The sequence below is a fragment of the Mesorhizobium hunchu genome (genome assembly GCF_040081975.1).
Classification (GTDB): domain Bacteria; phylum Pseudomonadota; class Alphaproteobacteria; order Rhizobiales; family Rhizobiaceae; genus Mesorhizobium; species Mesorhizobium hunchu.
On record NZ_JBEBMG010000003.1, the window covers coordinates 70,310 to 86,334 of the forward strand.

Below are 16,025 nucleotides of genomic sequence, written 5' to 3' on the forward strand. Positions count from 1 at the left end.
ATGATCCCTGCGCGCTTTCGCTCGCCCTTTTTCAACCCGTCCCGGCCACTGGCCGCAGCCCTTGTGGCAACCGGCCTCGCCCTGGCAGTCCCGGCGCCGGCAAGCGCGCAAACGGCCTCCGCCGACGTGGCGGCCAAGCCGACCGGCATCTGGCTGACCACGCGTTATCCGGAATTCTCGGCGCAGGCCGGCAAGGATGTCAGTGTGGACCTGGACCTCTCCAACCAGGGCCTGCCGCCGCAGCGGGTGCAACTGGGCGTAGACGGCCTGCCGTCCGGGTGGAAATGGGAGATCGACGGCGGCGGCAAGCCGGTCGCCGCGGCGATCGCCGGCGCCGACGGCACGGTCGACCTGACGCTCAAGCTGACGCCGCCGGCGAAGGCCGAGGACGGCAAGCCGGTCGCCTTCACCGTTTCGGCCAAGGGCGACGGCCAGACCCTCACCTTGCCCATGCAGGTCACGCTGACCAGCACCGAACCGGCCAAGCTGACGATGGAGCCGAAGCTGCCGGCGCTGCGCGGCACGGCGAAATCGGCCTTCGACTACGACGTCACCCTCAAGAACGACGGCGAACAGGACACCACGGTCAATCTGCTATCCAAGGCGCCGGACGGTTTCCAGGTTACCTTCAAGCAGGGCTACGGCTCGCAGGAACTGACCAGCCTGCCGTTGAAGGCCGGCGAATCGAAGGACCTGAAGGTCTCCGTGCAGCCGCCCGATACGGCGCAGGCGGGCCAATATCCGGTCACCGTCGCGGCCAGCGCCGGCGACATCTCCGCCGACACCAACCTGCTGCTCGACATCACCGGGCGCCCGACCGTATCGCTGTCGGGACCGCAGGGCCGGCTTTCCGGCGATGCGACGGCGGGCCAGGAACGAACCTTCACCTTCACCGTCGAGAACACCGGTTCCGCGCCCGCGCGCGACGTCGCCATGTCGGCCACGCCCCCCTCGGGCTGGAAGGTCACCTTCAACCCTGAAAAGGTCGACGACATCGAGCCCGGCCAGACCGCCAATGTCGGCGTCTCCATGACGCCCTCGACGCAGGCGATCGCGGGTGACTACATGGTCTCCGTCCGAGCCAACGGCTCCGGCGCCTCCGACAGCGCCAGTTTCCGTGTCACCGTGCGCACCTCGACGCTGTGGGGCGTCACCGGCCTCGCCATCATCGGCGTGGCCGCCCTGATCCTCGCCTTCGCCGTCGCGAGGTATGGCCGCAGATGAGCGCTTCCCCTCAAACGCACGTCATCGAGGCACGCGGTCTGGTCAAGCGCTACGGCAACGCAATCGCCGTAGACGGCATAGACCTTGCCGTGGACAAGGGCGAGGTGTTCGGCCTGCTCGGCCCCAACGGCTCGGGCAAGACCACGACCATCCTCATGATGCTCGGCCTCACCGAGCCGAGCGCCGGCGAGATGCGGGTGCTCGGGCTCGATCCGCTGCGCCGGCCGCTGGCGGTCAAGCGCCGGGTCGGCTACCTGCCCGACCAGATCGGTTTCTACGACCATCTGACGGCGCGCGAGAACCTCGGCTTTTCCGCGCGCCTGACGGGACTCGCCTCGGCCGAGGCCGGCCGGCGCATCGACGATGCGCTGGCCCGCGTCAGGCTGTCCGATGTCGGCGACAGGCGCGTCTCCACCTATTCGCGCGGCATGCGCCAGCGCCTCGGCCTGGCCGAAGTGCTGGTCAAGAACGCCGAGATCGCCATTCTCGACGAGCCGACATCCGGCCTCGACCCGCAATCGACGCAAGAACTCCTGGATCTCATCCGCACCATGGCCGCCGACGGCGTCACCATCGTGCTTTCCTCGCACCTGCTGTCGATGATGCAGACGATCTGCGACCGGGTCGCGCTGTTCCGCAAGGGCAGGATCGGCCTGATCGGCAAGGTCGGCGACCTCACCGCCGATATTCTCGGCGGCACGCATGTCGTCGAGGTCGAGGCGGCCGGCGTCGATCTCGCGGCGGTGCTCGACGGCGCGCCGCATGTCTCGTCGGTGACGGTGCTCAAGCCTGGCCGCTGGCGCGTCAACGCCGACGCCGACATCCGCGCCGACATCGCGCGGCGTGTCGTCCAGGCCGGCGGCGCCCTGTCGCAGATGAGCATCCGGCAGTCCAGCCTCGACGAGGTCTATGTCCATTTCTTCGAGGGAGAGAACCATGATGTCGCGGCGTGAAGGGTCTCCGTTCGCCGGCCTCGCCACCGTGGCGATGAAGGAGGCCGCCGACCACATGAACTCCGCCCGCATCCATCTGGTGATGCTTCTGGTGCTTCTGACGGCGATCGGCTCGGTATACGCCGCTATCGGCCAGATCAAGACGACGATCGGCGAGGACGCCTTCCTGTTCCTCAGGCTGTTCACCACCGCGCAGGCCCCCCTACCCTCCTTCGTCTCCTTCCTCGGCTTCCTGATCCCGCTGGTGGCGATCGCGCTCGGCTTCGACGCCATCAACGGCGAATACAGCCGCCGCACGCTTTCGCGCGTGCTGTCGCAGCCGATCTACCGCGACGCGCTGCTGACCGGGAAATTCCTCGGCGGCCTGCTGGTCATCGCCATCTGCCTGCTGACGCTGTGGCTGCTTGTCACCGGCATGGGCATACTGCTGCTCGGCCTGCCGCCGAGCGGCGAGGAGATCGCGCGCGAACTCGCCTTCCTGTTCGTCTCCTTCGTCTATGCGGGCGTGTGGCTGGCGGTCGCAATGGCCTTTTCCACGGTGGTCAAATCGCCGGCGACCTCGGCGCTCTGCGCGCTGACGCTGTGGCTCCTGTTCACGATCTTCTGGCCGATGCTGGCGCCGCTGGTGGCCGGCTGGGTCGCACCGATCGACCCGCTCGACCCGATGACGGCCGTGCACCAGCTCAACATCCAGCAGGGATTGGCGCGCATCTCGCCCAATATTCTCTACAACGAGGCGACGCTGGCCCTGCTCAATCCGGCGACGCGCTCGCTCGGTCTTCTGTTCGCCTACCAGATGGAGGGCGCCGTCATGGGCGCGCCGCTGCAGCTTTCGGCCAGCCTCGGCCTCGTCTGGCCGCAGATCGCCGGCATGATCGCCGCACTGATCATGCTGTTCACCATCGCCTACGTCGCCTTCCAGCGACAGGAGATAAGGGCCTGACGGGCCGTTCTCTACAGCCGTCTCCAGCGCCGGCGCCGCCCTATCGATACGGCGGCGCCGGCACCCTGTCGCAAGCTCTTCATTGCCGTTCGGGCGATCTCCTTCCATAACGGGCAAGGAAATCGCAACCGAAAGGCGAAGCATGATCTCGAAATGGGCCTGGCTGTGGCACCTCCTGTCGCGGCGCCTGTGGTTCCGGGCCAGCATGATATCCCTTCTGGCGGTCGCGGCGGCGATCCTGTCGCTGATCCTGTCGCCCTACCTGCCGTTCGGCCTGTCCACCAGCGTCGGCGCCGATGCGGTCGACCATATCCTCAACATCATCGCCTCCTCCATGCTTGCGGTGACGATCTTCTCGCTCAGCACCATGGTGACCACCTATGCCACGGCCACCGCCAACGTCACGCCGCGCGCCATCCGCCTGCTGATCGAGGATTCGACCACGCAGAACGTGCTGGCCACCTTCGTCGGCTCCTTTATCTACAGCGTGATGGGGATCATCACCCTGTCGATGGGCGCCTATGGCGAAAGGGGGCGCGTGGTGCTGTTCGCAATGACCCTGATCGTCATCGCCCTCATCGTCGTGACCCTGCTGCACTGGATCGATTATCTCCTGCGGCTGGGGCGCGTCGGCGAAACCACCAACGCGGTCGAGGAGGTCACCATGCAGGCCATGCGCCGCCGCAGGGAAAAGCCCTGTCTCGGCGGCCAAGCGCTCGCCGATCCGGAAAAGGGCATACCCGACGGCGCGCAACCGGTGTTTCCCGACCGCGTCGGCTATGTCCAGCATCTCGACACGGCCGGCCTCGCCGCAACCGCGCGCGAGCGCAACGGTGCCGTGTACGTCGCCGCCCTTCCCGGCGCCTTCGTGGATACGAACCGCCCAATGGCATGGTGCTCGGGCTTCGACGACACGGAAGGTATGGAGGCGGTGCGCGACGCCTTCACCGTCGCCGACGAACGCTCCTTCGACCAGGACCCGCGCTTCGGCGTCTCCGTGCTGACCGAGATCGCCTCGCGCGCCCTGTCACCGGCCACCAACGACATGGGCACCGCCATCGATGTCATCGGCCGGCAGGTGCGGGTGTTGTCGATCTGGGCCGACACGGTGAATCCTGAAGAGCCGCTCTATCCGGAGATATGGGTTCCGGAAGTGAAGGTCGAGGACCTGTTCGACGACGCGTTCGATCCCATCGCCCGCGACGGCGCGGCCATCCCCGAGGTGCAGATGCGCCTGCACAAGGCCTTCGCGGCGCTCGGCCGCATAGACGATCCGCGCTACGCCGAGAGTGCGCTGCGCCATTCGGCGCTGGCGCTGGCCCGCGCCGAGGCGACGATCGGCTTCGAGCCGGACCGCCAGCGGATCAGGCAGGCAGCGGCGCTGGTACGCGCCTGAGCCGCCGAAACCGGTTGCGCGGCCGCCCGTTCGCAGCTATGGAAAATCCATGAGCATTCGTTCGACCAAATCCGTTTGGTGGTGGGCCAGCTAGGAGCGGCCACCCGAACGCGTGCGCGTGAACATCAGGATGGCCGCAGGACAAGTCCGGCGGCCTTTTGTTTTCCAAGGGAACTTCCGGAACTCCGTGCGGCGGAAACGGGGCATGCCCCCAGGAGGCGAGAATGACGGTGGAAATTCTGGAAAACGGCGCGGAGCGCTTCATCACCGCGGGCGGTATCGCCATCACCCGCGAACGCCATGAGCGGCCTTACGCCGGGGCGATCGATGCCTATATCGACGGCCTGGATTCCCGGCGCGGAGCGGTTTTTTCCTCCAATTACGAGTATCCGGGGCGCTATACGCGCTGGGACACCGCCATCATCGACCCGCCGCTGGTGATCTCGGCGCGCGGCCGCGCCATGCGCATCGAGGCGCTCAACAAGCGCGGCGAGGTGCTGCTGCCCGTCGTCGCCAAGGCGATGCTGGCGCTCGACGACGTCTCGCTGACCCAGACGACCAGACAGCGCCTGGCGCTGACGATCGCCGAGCCGAAGCGCGCCTTCACCGAAGAGGAACGCTCGCGCGCGCCTTCCGTCTTCACCGTGCTGCGCGCCATCACCGCGCTGTTCCACACCGACCAGGACGCCAATCTCGGCCTCTACGGCGCCTTCGGCTACGATCTCGCCTTCCAGTTCGACCCGGTGGACTACAAGCTCGAACGGGCCGAAAGCCAGCGCGACCTGGTGCTTTACCTGCCAGACGAGATCCTGGTCGTCGATCACTATTCCGCCACAGCATGGACCGATCGCTACGACTATGCCGGCGACGGCTTCTCGACCGAGGGGCTGGCGCGCGACGGCGCCGAGGAGCCCTTCAAGCCGGCCGACCGCATTCCGCCGCGCGGCGACCACGAGCCTGGCGAATACGCCAACCTGGTGCGCAAGGCGATGGATTCCTTCAAGCGCGGCGACCTCTTCGAGGTCGTCCCCGGCCAGATGTTCTACGAGCGCTGCGAATCCAGGCCGTCGGACATCTCGCGCCGCCTGAAGACGATCAATCCCTCGCCCTATTCCTTCTTCATCAATCTCGGCGAGAACGAATATCTGGTCGGCGCCTCGCCGGAGATGTTCGTGCGCGTCAACGGCCGCCGCATCGAGACCTGCCCGATTTCCGGCACCATCAAGCGCGGCGACGACGCCATCTCGGATTCCGAGCAGATCCTCAAGCTGCTCAACTCCAAGAAGGACGAGAGCGAGCTGACCATGTGCTCGGACGTCGACCGCAACGACAAGAGCCGCGTCTGCGAGCCGGGATCGGTGCGCGTTATCGGCCGCCGCCAGATCGAGATGTATTCGCGCCTGATCCACACGGTCGATCACATCGAGGGCCGGCTGCGCGAGGGCATGGACGCCTTCGACGCCTTCCTTTCGCATGCCTGGGCGGTCACCGTCACCGGCGCGCCGAAGCTGTGGGCCATGCGCTTCATCGAGCAGAACGAGAAAAGCCCGCGCGCCTGGTATGGCGGGGCGATTGGCATGGTGAACTTCAACGGCGACATGAACACCGGCCTGACGCTGCGCACCATCCGCATCAAGGACGGCATCGCCGAGGTGCGCGCCGGCGCCACGCTGCTGTTCGATTCCGTCCCCGAGGACGAGGAAGCCGAAACCGAACTGAAGGCCTCTGCCATGCTCTCCGCCATCCGCGACGCCAAAGCCGGGAACACGACCGCCACCGAGCGCGCCACCGCGCGGGTCGGCGAAGGCGTCAACATCCTGCTGGTCGATCACGAGGATTCCTTCGTGCATACGCTGGCGAACTATTTCCGCCAGACGGGCGCCAACGTCTCCACCGTACGCACGCCCGTGGCGGAGGAACTGTTCGACCGGCTGAAGCCCGACCTCGTCGTGCTCTCGCCCGGCCCCGGCACGCCGAAGGATTTCGATTGCGCGGCGACGATCAAGAAGGCGCGGGCGCGCGACCTGCCGATCTTCGGCGTCTGCCTCGGCTTGCAGGCGCTGGCCGAGGCCTATGGCGGCGAACTTCGCCAGCTTGCCGTGCCGATGCATGGCAAGCCCTCCCGCATCCGCGTCTCGAAGTCGGGAGTCATCTTCTCCGGCCTGCCCAAGGAGGTCACGGTCGGTCGCTATCACTCGATCTTCGCCGACCCGGTCAACCTGCCGATCGAGTTCGAGGTGACGGCCGAGAGCGAGGACGGCACCATCATGGCCTTCGAGCACGCCAAGGAGCCGGTGGCGGCGGTACAGTTCCATCCCGAATCGATCATGACGCTGGGCGGCGACGCCGGTATGCGCATGATCGAAAACGTGGTGGCGCATCTGCCGCGCAAGGCGAAGGAAAAGGCTGCGTGAGATCGCGAGGGTGAGCACCGTGATCGCGGCCGGCATCCCGGGCGAGCGCAAGCGCAGGATCGCCACGCTCGCGGTGTGGTCGATCGTCGTCGCCTTCGTCGTGCTCGGCTTCAAGGCGGCGGCATGGTGGATCACCGGCTCTGTCGCGCTCTATTCGGACGCGCTGGAATCGACGGTCAACGTCATCGCCGCCTTCGCCGCCTATTGGGCCATTCAGGTCAGTCACAAGCCTGCCGACGACGACCATCCTTTCGGGCATCACAAGGCCGAATACTTTTCAGCCGTGCTCGAAGGCGTGCTGATCGTGGTCGCAGCCCTGCTCATCCTGACGGAAGTCTGGCGGTCCTGGCAGAATGCAGCGCCGCTCGAACAGCCATGGAAAGGTCTCGCCGTCAACGGCGTCGCCACCGTCATCAACGCCGTCTGGGCCGGGATCCTGATAAGGGCCGGGCGCAGCGACAAATCCCCCGCGCTGGTCGCCGACGGCCAGCATATCATGACCGACGTCGTCACCTCGGTCGGCGTGTTCGTCGGCCTTGTCGGCGCGGTGCTGACGGGATGGCGCATCCTCGATCCGGCGCTGGCGGTCATCGTCGCGCTGAACATCCTTTGGCAGGGCTGGCACGTCATCGGCTCGTCGCTGAACGGCCTGATGGACCGCGCCGTGGACATCCAGGAGAACATCCGGATCCGCGATATCATCTCGGCCAATTCCAAGGGCGCGATCGAAGTTCACGACCTCAAGACCCGTATCGCCGGCCGCGCCACCTTCATCGAGTTCCACCTCATCGTCGACGGCGACATGCCGGTGCGCGAAAGCCATCTGATCTGCGACCGCATCGAGGATGCGCTGAAGGCCGAAATTCCGTCGGTGCGGGTGGTCATCCATGTCGAGCCGGATGACGAGGCCAAGCTGCCGAGGGGGACGACGGCCGTGCCGTTTGCCTGAGTCGGCGGACGGTCGCGGAAGAGACCGTCCCGAGAATCCGATCTGCAGGCTCCGCGCAACACTCTGGACGGCGGCGGCCGCGTTTGCCAAGATCGCCCCGCGGAGCGGCAAGGAGGCGGAGATGTATGGCCTGATCGGCAAGATGCGCGCGCAGCCCGGCAAGCGGGACGAACTGGTTGGCTTGCTGCGCGAAGCCACCGGCGCCCTGCCCGGTTGCCTGAGCTATATCGTTGCTCGCGACCCCGCAGACACCACCGCCATCTGGATCACCGAGGTCTGGACGGACGCCGACAGCCACAAGGCGTCGCTGACGCTGCCCGACGTGCAGGCTGCCATCGCCAGGGCAAGGCCGATCATCGCCGGCTTCGAGGTCCAGATCGAAACCGAGCCGGTCGGAGGCTTCGGGTTGCCCGAAGCGTAATTGCCGCCGCCCCAGGCGCCTAACGACCTTGGAGCGTGTCTCCCGAAAGTGGTTGCGGTTTCGGGTTCAAAGACATGCGTAAAACCCAAAGCGCAGGAGCGAAGCTGAAAGATCGCGGCGCGCTTGGGCTGCAATCGCTGGAAACATTGCCTTTTTTCCCGGAGGCGGACTTCGCAAGCGCCGACGGCCGGTCTATCACCGATTCATGACGACCGATCCGCAGCCATCGCCGACGGGCCGCCTGGCCACTGTCAGGCGGCCCTTCCAATGGCTCGTGATCCTTGCGCTTTCACTGTTGTTCGTCGCGCTGCTGGAATTGGCGGCGCTGCCGGCCGCCCTGCTCATCGGCCCGATGTTCGCAGGCATCGTCTGCGGCATCAATGGCGCCACCGTCAGGATACCCATCCCTGTGTTCGCCGCCGCGCAGTCCATCGTCGGCTGCCTTATCGCCGCATCGATCTCGCCGGGCATTTTTCCGGTGTTCCTTACCGAATGGCCGCTCTTTCTCGGCGTCGTCGCAGCGACCGTCTTTGCCTCGAGCGTGCTCGGATGGCTCATCAGCCGCTGGCGCGTGCTGCCCGGCACCACGGCGGTCTGGGGCTCCTCGCCCGGCGCCGCCACCGCGATGGTCCTGATGGCCGGTGCCTTCGGTGCCGACCAGCGGTTGGTCGCCTTCATGCAGTATCTGCGCGTTATCTTCGTCTCGATGGCGGCCGCGCTCATCGCGCGCCTTTGGGTCGATACTTCGGGCGTCGAGGTGCCTCCTCTCGTTTGGTTCCCGCACCTGGAGCCGGTGCTGTTCGCAACCACCATCGCGATCGGATTGGGGGGAACCCTCGCCGGACGGCTGCTGCGACTGCCCTCGCCCTATTTCCTCGGCGCCATGATCCTCGGCACGGTCTTGCGACTGGGTGCCGGCATCGAGTTCCAGTTACCGCAATGGCTGCTGGCCGCCAGCTACGCCGCCGTGGGAACGTCGATCGGGCTCAATTTCACCATGCCGATCCTGCGCCATGCCGCGCGGGCGTTGCCGCAGATCGTGGCTTCGATCCTGATCCTCATCGCCATGTGCGGCGGTCTGGCCTGGCTCATCAGCCGCACGCTCGGCATCGATCCGCTGACAGCCTATCTGGCCACCAGCCCCGGCGGCATGGACTCCATCGCCATCATCGCTGCCGCCTCGCACGACGTCGACATCTCCTTCGTCATGGCATTGCAGACGGTGCGCTTCCTCGTCGTCCTGCTGCTCGGGCCGGGCATCGCCCGGCTCGTCGCCCGCGCAGTGAGGGAATAGCGCTCAGGGAACAGCGCCTTCCTCCGTTTCCGGCCCCAACCTCGCCCGCTGGCGCGGCACGCCGAGCCCGGTGTCGGGCGCCTCGCCGGCGGGCGGGCGTTCTTCCTCGATCATATGCATCGTGCGCCAGCGGCCGAAACGGTAATAGAGCAGCCCCAGCACCAGCGAGCAGATCGAGCCGGCGGGAAAACTCCACCACAGCGCGTCCTGTCCGAATTGACCGCGCATCCAGTAGGCGAAGCCGGTGCGCACCAGAAGCACCGAAAACACCAGGATGACGAGCGGCGGCATCACCGCGCCGGTGGCCCGCACGGTGGCGAACAGCACGATGGTGACGCCGAAAAGGACGAACGACCAGGACGCCATGTTGTTGATGTGCACGGCCGTGTCGATGGCCGAGGGATCGCCGATCAGGAACAGGCCGAGCACCGTCCGGTCGAAGAGATAGAGCGCGGCGACGAGCACGCTCGTCAGCACAAGGTTGAAGCCGACGCCCGACGCCGTGATGCGGTCGATCCTGTCCCATCGGCCCGCGCCGACGTTCTGCGCCGCCATGGAGGACACCGCCGCGCCGATCGCCAGCGCCGGCATCTGCACATAGGTCCACAGTTGGGCGGCAATGCCGTAAGCCGCCGCGACCCGCGACCCGTAGGCGTTGACCAGTCCCATGATGGTTAGCGCCGCGACCGAGATGACGATCATCTGCAGCCCCATGGGAATGCCCTTGGCGACGACGATCTTCAGAAGCTTCGGGTCCGGCCGCAGCATGCCGAGGTCGGCGCCGGCAAGCCGCAGCGGATGCCTCCTGGCGTAAAGAAGCACCAGAAGCGCCAGCACGCTCACCGTCTGGCCGACCAGGGTCGAGGTCGCGGAGCCCGCGATGCCCATGCGCGGAAACGGCCCGATGCCGGCGATCAGCAGCGGATTGAGCGCCACGTCGAGCGCCACGGCCAGCAGCATGAAATAGAACGGCGTCCTGGAATCGCCTGCGCCGCGCAGCACCGTCATGACGAAGGTGAGCAGGTTCGCGGCCGGCACCGCTACGAAGATGATGCGCAGGTAGGAGCGCGCCAGCGGCAGCGCGTCCGCCGGCGTGCCCAGCAGATTGAGGATGGCGTCCACCCAGATCCAGCCGCAGATCGCGAACAGGGCCGATATGGCGAAGAAGAAGGTGGCGCTGGTGCCGACGATGCGCCTAGCTTCGTGCCAGTCGCGCGCCCCGACCGATTGCGCCACGAGGATGGTGGCCGCCATGCCGATGCCGAACACAGTGCCGAGCAGCAGGAACAGGACGAGATTGGCGTTGGAGGTCGCCGTCAGCGCCGATTCGCCGAGGAAGCGCCCGACCCAGACCGAATTGACGGAGCCGTTCAGCGATTGCAGCACGTTGGAACCCAGCACCGGCAGAGCGAACAGCAGCAAGGTCCGGCCGATGGGACCGCTGGTCAGGTCGCGGCCGCGCGCTTGTCTGATCGAGGGATTGGCGTCAGGCATGGCTTGAGAATCCGCGACAAGGGTTTCGGGTTCCGGCGGACGCTACCGCACGGCACGTCCTTATGCACGTCGCACGACGGCTCGTCAATATTACCCGGATAAAATTATGAGGCCGGCGTACCATGCCGCCGCCGCCGCCCACACGCTTGCCCGTCAGGAGACTTGCCTGCGTCGCGCCGCTGCTATAAGAGGTCGCGCATGATCACGCGCATCACCGCAACCCGTCGTTCGACCGGCTTCGCCGGCGAGACCTTGCGCGCGCTGTCCTCCACCCTTCTGCTTCTCGGCCTTATCGGCGATCGCCGGGCTCGCTGAAGGAGCGCCCGGCGGTCGATACCGCCAGGGCTTTTGTCTGTCCCGGCCAAGCTCCTCCAAGGCAATTTCAGCGAAAGTGCGAAGCGGTTTTGCGTTCGGAATTGCGTAGAGCAAGACTCACCAAACCGATTGACTTCGCCATGAAGGCGCTGCTTGTGCATTGGCAATGCCGGCCGAGCAGCCGGGAGACGAGACGATGAATACCGTACAACGAAAGATCGTGGAGGCCGACATGCCCCAAGCCGTTCCCTCCAAGGGCATGCCCGACGCCGCCCGCAAATACGCCCCCTACCCCACGGTCGGCCTGCGCGACCGTACCTGGCCGGACAAGGTGATCGAGCACGCGCCGATCTGGTGCTCGGTAGACCTGCGCGACGGCAATCAGGCGCTGGTCGACCCGATGGGGCACGAGCGCAAGGCGCGCATGTTCCAGCTCCTGCTCGACATGGGTTTTCGGGAGATCGAGGTCGGTTTCCCCTCCGCCTCGCAGACCGATTTCGATTTCACCCGCTGGTGCATCGAGCAAGGCAATTTGCCCGACGAGGTTGACCTGCAGGTCCTGGTGCAGTGCCGGCCGGAACTGATTTCCCGCACCTTCGAATCGCTCGAGGGCGCCAAGACGCCGATCGTCCATTTCTACAATTCGACCAGCGAGTTGCAGCGCCGCGTGGTGTTCGAGAAGGATGTCGCCGGCATCAAGCGCATCGCCACCGACGCGGCCAAGATGATCACCGACATGGCCGCCAAGGCGGGAGGCGGATACCGCTTCCAGTATTCGCCCGAAAGCTTCACCGGCACCGAGCTGGAAGTGGCGCTGGAGATCTGCAACGCCGTCACCGAGATCGTCAGGCCGACGCCCGACAACAAGCTGATCCTCAACCTGCCCTCGACCGTCGAGATGGCGACGCCGAACACCTATGCCGACCGCATCGAGTGGATGTGCCGCAACCTCGACAACCGCGAAAATATCATCGTCTCGCTGCACCCGCATAACGACCGCGGCACCGGCATCGCCACCACAGAGCTCGGCCTGATGGCCGGCGCCGACCGTGTCGAGGGCACGTTGTTCGGCAATGGCGAGCGCACCGGCAATGTCGACATCGTCACCCTGGCGCTCAACATGTACACGCAGGGCGTGGACCCGAAGCTGGACTGCTCCGACATCAACCGCATGAAGGACGTCTACGAATATTCCAATCAGTTGACGATCCCGGAGCGGCACCCTTACGTCGGCGAGCTGGTCTACACGGCGTTTTCCGGCTCGCACCAGGACGCCATCAACAAGGGCATGAAGGCCCTCAAGAAGGCGAACAAGGAATTGTGGGAGGTTCCCTACCTGCCGATCGATCCGCAGGATGTGGGCCGCTCCTACGAAGCGATCATCCGCATCAACTCGCAGTCGGGCAAGGGCGGCATCGCCTATGTGCTGCAGGCCGACTACGGGCTCAACCTGCCGCGCAATCTGCAGGTCGAGTTCAGCCAGGCGATCCAGCAGATCACCGACGCCGAGGGCAAAGAGGTACCGGTGAAACGCATCCACGAGCAGTTCCTCGAAACCTATGTCGAGCAGCCCGGTGCGCGGCTGAAATTCGTCGATCACCACACCTATCCCGACACGACGACGAAGGGGCACCGGATCGTCGAGGCGACGATCCTCGACAACGGCCGCGAGACGACGATCTCCGGCACTGGCACCGGCCCGGTCGACGGCTTCGTCGATGCGTTGTCGAAGCATGTCGGCGTGCCGATGTCGGTGCTCGACTATTCCGAGCATTCGCTCCAGCGCGGCTCGAACGCCTCGGCCATCGCCTATGTCGAGATGGAATATCCCGGCGGAAAGCTCTTCGGCGCCGGGATCAATACCAACATCTCCTCGGCCTCGCTCGAAGCGGTGGTTTCGGCCGTCAACCGGATCATCGAAAAGAAATAATGAAATCAGACAGTTGAATCTGATGTCACCCGGCCGGGTTTTTCGGCCGGGTAAATAGTGGGATCAACCCGGTTCGATGCTTGTGCCTTTGCGCCGGCACGCGATATGATCGCTTCCTATTCGTGCCGACTGGAAAGGTCCGACACTTGCAGCATTCCACGCCTGCTGCCCCCGCAGTGCGCGAGACGCTGGAGCGAGTTCTTGCCAGCGAAACATTCGGCCGCTCCGAGCGCGCCCGCAAGCTTTTGCGCTATCTGGTGGAACGCGAGCAGGAAGGCGACGCCGACCGTCTCAAGGGTTTCTCGATCGCCGTCGACGTATTCGGCAAGGATTCGGATTTCGATTCCGCCACCGACGCCGTCGTCAGGGTCCAGGCCGGCCGGCTGCGCGAACTGCTCCAGCAGTATTTCGACACCGAAGGCGCGCATGAGCGCATTCGCATCTCCATTCCGCGCGGCGGATATGTGCCGATTTATGAGGTGACGCCTGCCGGCTACAAGCAAGAACCGGCGTCGATCCTGGCCTCGGATAGTCTCGTCCCGATCGACGGCGCCGTTCCCTTTCCGTCGATCACGCACCAGCTCAGGCTGTTCTGGATGGCGTTCGGCCTGATCGCAGCCATGCTGGCTGTCCTGCTTGTCCGGCAGAACGGCCTCCAGCCGCCCGTTCCGGGCGAGGCGACGGCCTCCGCCGCCGAGGAAACAGGCGCCACCGCGAGCATCAGGCCCGCCAATGCAAGCGAGGCGCTCCCGGTCATCTATCTGGCCGTGAAGAACGACAGCCCGCAGGCAATGCGGGTGGCCGCGGCGCTGCGTGCCGGTTTGCCCGGTTTCGACACGATCGATTTCATCGGCCGCGACATTGAACAGGACCGCGACACGTCCCTCGATCCGACCAGCTTCGTCTTCGACGTACTGTCCGGTTCCGCTTCCGATGACGTGGCCGTGGAGTTGCAGAACGTCGCCACCGACCGCGTCCTGCTGTCGCTCAACCTGACGCCGGCAGAGACCCTTCCCGGCAAGGTCGAGGATCGTGTCGCCGGCATATTGAGCGCCACCGTGCTGGCCTCAGGCACCGTCTACAGCTACATCGAACAGGCTGGTCTCCAGAGCGGCCTCACTCGCTGCCTGCTGCTCGACGAGGCCTATTACCTCGACCAGAATGCCAGGACCCACCAGGCGGCCTATCGCTGCATGGAGACGTTGGCGGATCAAAAAGCCAAATCCCCTTTGGTCTATTCGGAACTGGCCTCCCTGCAACTGGAGGCCGCGACCGACGGCTATGGCTACCCGCCCGACCCCAGCATGGACAAAGCCACGGCCTACGCCCGCAAGGCGATCCTTAGGGGAGCCACCAGCGCGGCGGCGCATCGGGCCTATGGCTACCTGAATGCGCGTAGCGGAAACGCCGAAGAAGCCGTCCGCTGGATGCGCAAGGCGTATGAACTCAACACCTACGACCTGTCGATGACGGCCGCCTACGCGTACAGTCTGATCTTCGCAGGACATTATGCGCAGGGCGCGTCGATCATGGAACGTGCTGTCGATGCGTCCAGCGCCCATCCCACATGGTGGGATTTCGGCCTGTTCCTCGCAGCCTTCATGCAGGACGACATGCACAAGGCCGAACTGGCCGCGTCGGCGCTGACGACCACCGCCGCCAAATCGCATTATCTGGCGGCGCAACTGATTTCCGCCAAGGCGACCGGCAACGAAACGACCCGCCGGACGACGTTGGACGAACTGGTCGACAAGTTTCCCAAGTTCGCCTCCGACCCCCGCGCTGCGTTTCTCAAGCGCAAGTATCCGCCGGACCTGACGGACCGGCTGGTGGCGGCCTTGCGTGCCGCCGGTCTCGGCTCCGGCAGTTGAGCGCGCCTTGAGCGACGCGATCCAATCCGTCCGCGCGGGAACCGGACCGCAGACGCTGGTGCTACTGCATGGCTTCGGCGCAACCCATGCGGCCTGGAACGATCTGCTTCCAGCCCTCTCCGCGACGATGCAGGTCATTGCCTACGACTTACCGGGGCATGGACGTTCTCTCGACACGGCCGGCGCCGGACAGGCCAGGACGATGGCGAAGGCGATTCTCGAAGACCTCGCCGCAACCGGCCTGGATCGCATCCATGTCGCCGGGCATTCGATGGGCGGTGCCGTCGCCGCCCTGATGGCGCTCATGGCGCCCGAGCGCGCGGCGTCGCTGACGCTGCTGGCACCCGGCGGAATCGGGGAGGCCATCAACGGCACGCTGCTGCGCCGCTACACCGCCGCAAGCGACGAGAACGCGTTGAGGGCCAGCCTGCTCGCCATGTCCGGTCCGCAAGCGCATGTCCCGCAGGCCACCCTGCGGCAGGCGCTGGCAATGCGCGCCCGACCAGGCCAGATGGAAAGGCTCGCCGGGATCGTCGCCATGATCGCGCGCGGCGAACGGCAGGGCGTCATCCCGCGCGAAAGCCTGACGGCACTGACCATGCCGGTGGCCGTCCTGTGGGGCGAAAAGGACCCCGTCCTGCCCTTCGCGCAGACGGCCGGCCTGCCGCCGGGTTTCGTCCTGCGTGCGGTCGCCGGGGCTGGCCACATGCTGGTGGAAGAAGCGCCGGACGACGTGCTTCTGGCCATCACGGCCAATGTCGCGCGCGCCACGGCCATCGCGTCCGGACGCAATGAATAGAAACCGGGACAATCCCGTCCTT

12 protein-coding genes are annotated in these 16,025 nt (G+C 65.8%); 11 read left to right on the forward strand and 1 reads right to left on the reverse strand.

What is annotated here, in order from left to right; all coding sequences use genetic code 11:
* The 8 genes from ABMA46_RS07100 (at position 1) to ABMA46_RS07135 (ending at position 9,594) form a co-directional block, all read left to right on the forward strand.
* Entirely contained in the window at positions 1 to 1,224 is a 1,224-nt protein-coding gene (locus ABMA46_RS07100) for a COG1470 family protein (protein WP_348998626.1), read from the forward strand.
* Positions 1,221 to 2,177, forward strand: coding sequence for an ABC transporter ATP-binding protein (locus ABMA46_RS07105; protein ID WP_348998627.1), 957 nt, complete (start codon positions 1,221 to 1,223; stop codon positions 2,175 to 2,177). Before ABMA46_RS07100 ends, ABMA46_RS07105 begins: the two co-directional genes overlap by 4 nt.
* Positions 2,164 to 3,120: an ABC transporter permease gene (locus tag ABMA46_RS07110; protein WP_348998909.1), complete on the forward strand. Its 957-nt coding sequence runs from the start codon at positions 2,164 to 2,166 to the stop codon at positions 3,118 to 3,120. Before ABMA46_RS07105 ends, ABMA46_RS07110 begins: the two co-directional genes overlap by 14 nt.
* A 142-nt stretch (positions 3,121 to 3,262) precedes the next feature.
* Positions 3,263 to 4,516: a DUF2254 domain-containing protein gene (locus ABMA46_RS07115; RefSeq protein WP_348998628.1), complete on the forward strand. Its 1,254-nt coding sequence runs from the start codon at positions 3,263 to 3,265 to the stop codon at positions 4,514 to 4,516.
* 224 nt (positions 4,517 to 4,740) lie between these two features.
* Positions 4,741 to 6,930 carry an anthranilate synthase gene (locus ABMA46_RS07120; RefSeq protein ID WP_348998629.1) on the forward strand — a complete coding sequence of 730 codons (2,190 nt, stop codon included), beginning with the start codon at positions 4,741 to 4,743 and terminating at the stop codon, positions 6,928 to 6,930.
* 58 nt (positions 6,931 to 6,988) lie between these two features.
* The gene (locus ABMA46_RS07125; protein ID WP_425475711.1) at positions 6,989 to 7,879 is read left to right on the forward strand and encodes a cation diffusion facilitator family transporter; all 891 of its coding nucleotides are present in this window, start codon (positions 6,989 to 6,991) and stop codon (positions 7,877 to 7,879) included.
* Positions 7,880 to 8,000: 121 nt separating this feature from the next.
* Positions 8,001 to 8,300, forward strand: coding sequence for a putative quinol monooxygenase (locus ABMA46_RS07130; protein ID WP_348998630.1), 300 nt, complete (start codon positions 8,001 to 8,003; stop codon positions 8,298 to 8,300).
* A gap of 205 nt (positions 8,301 to 8,505) precedes the next feature.
* On the forward strand, positions 8,506 to 9,594 hold the full coding sequence (locus tag ABMA46_RS07135) for an AbrB family transcriptional regulator (protein ID WP_348998631.1): 1,089 nt from the start codon (positions 8,506 to 8,508) through the stop codon (positions 9,592 to 9,594).
* 3 nt (positions 9,595 to 9,597) lie between these two features.
* Here the strand turns inward: ABMA46_RS07135 and ABMA46_RS07140 are convergent, their stop codons facing one another.
* Positions 9,598 to 11,088 (reverse strand): MATE family efflux transporter, encoded by a 1,491-nt coding sequence (locus tag ABMA46_RS07140; RefSeq protein WP_348998632.1) that lies wholly within the window; start codon positions 11,086 to 11,088, stop codon positions 9,598 to 9,600.
* A 574-nt stretch (positions 11,089 to 11,662) separates the two neighbouring features.
* Between ABMA46_RS07140 and leuA the strand changes: the two genes are divergently transcribed.
* The 3 genes from leuA (at position 11,663) to ABMA46_RS07155 (ending at position 16,003) form a co-directional block, all read left to right on the forward strand.
* Positions 11,663 to 13,333 carry a 2-isopropylmalate synthase gene (gene leuA, locus ABMA46_RS07145; protein WP_348998911.1) on the forward strand — a complete coding sequence of 557 codons (1,671 nt, stop codon included), beginning with the start codon at positions 11,663 to 11,665 and terminating at the stop codon, positions 13,331 to 13,333.
* 146 nt (positions 13,334 to 13,479) lie between these two features.
* A complete protein-coding gene (locus ABMA46_RS07150) occupies positions 13,480 to 15,204 on the forward strand; it encodes a tetratricopeptide repeat protein (protein WP_348998633.1) in 1,725 nt (574 codons plus the stop codon).
* A 7-nt stretch (positions 15,205 to 15,211) separates the two neighbouring features.
* Positions 15,212 to 16,003 carry an alpha/beta fold hydrolase gene (locus ABMA46_RS07155; RefSeq protein WP_348998634.1) on the forward strand — a complete coding sequence of 264 codons (792 nt, stop codon included), beginning with the start codon at positions 15,212 to 15,214 and terminating at the stop codon, positions 16,001 to 16,003.
* Positions 16,004 to 16,025 lie beyond the last annotated feature (22 nt).

What these genes read in the sequence shown, in the direction of transcription:
- ABMA46_RS07100 (WP_348998626.1), top strand. Translation starts at nt 1, where the DNA reads ATGATCCCTGCGCGCTTTCGCTCGCCCTTTTTCAACCCGTCCCGGCCA.
- ABMA46_RS07105 (WP_348998627.1), top strand. Translation starts at nt 1,221, where the DNA reads ATGAGCGCTTCCCCTCAAACGCACGTCATCGAGGCACGCGGTCTGGTC.
- ABMA46_RS07110 (WP_348998909.1), top strand. Translation starts at nt 2,164, where the DNA reads ATGTCGCGGCGTGAAGGGTCTCCGTTCGCCGGCCTCGCCACCGTGGCG.
- ABMA46_RS07115 (WP_348998628.1), top strand. Translation starts at nt 3,263, where the DNA reads ATGATCTCGAAATGGGCCTGGCTGTGGCACCTCCTGTCGCGGCGCCTG.
- ABMA46_RS07120 (WP_348998629.1), top strand. Translation starts at nt 4,741, where the DNA reads ATGACGGTGGAAATTCTGGAAAACGGCGCGGAGCGCTTCATCACCGCG.
- ABMA46_RS07130 (WP_348998630.1), top strand. Translation starts at nt 8,001, where the DNA reads ATGTATGGCCTGATCGGCAAGATGCGCGCGCAGCCCGGCAAGCGGGAC.
- ABMA46_RS07135 (WP_348998631.1), top strand. Translation starts at nt 8,506, where the DNA reads ATGACGACCGATCCGCAGCCATCGCCGACGGGCCGCCTGGCCACTGTC.
- ABMA46_RS07140 (WP_348998632.1), bottom strand. Translation starts at nt 11,088, where the DNA reads ATGCCTGACGCCAATCCCTCGATCAGACAAGCGCGCGGCCGCGACCTG.
- leuA (WP_348998911.1), top strand. Translation starts at nt 11,663, where the DNA reads ATGCCCGACGCCGCCCGCAAATACGCCCCCTACCCCACGGTCGGCCTG.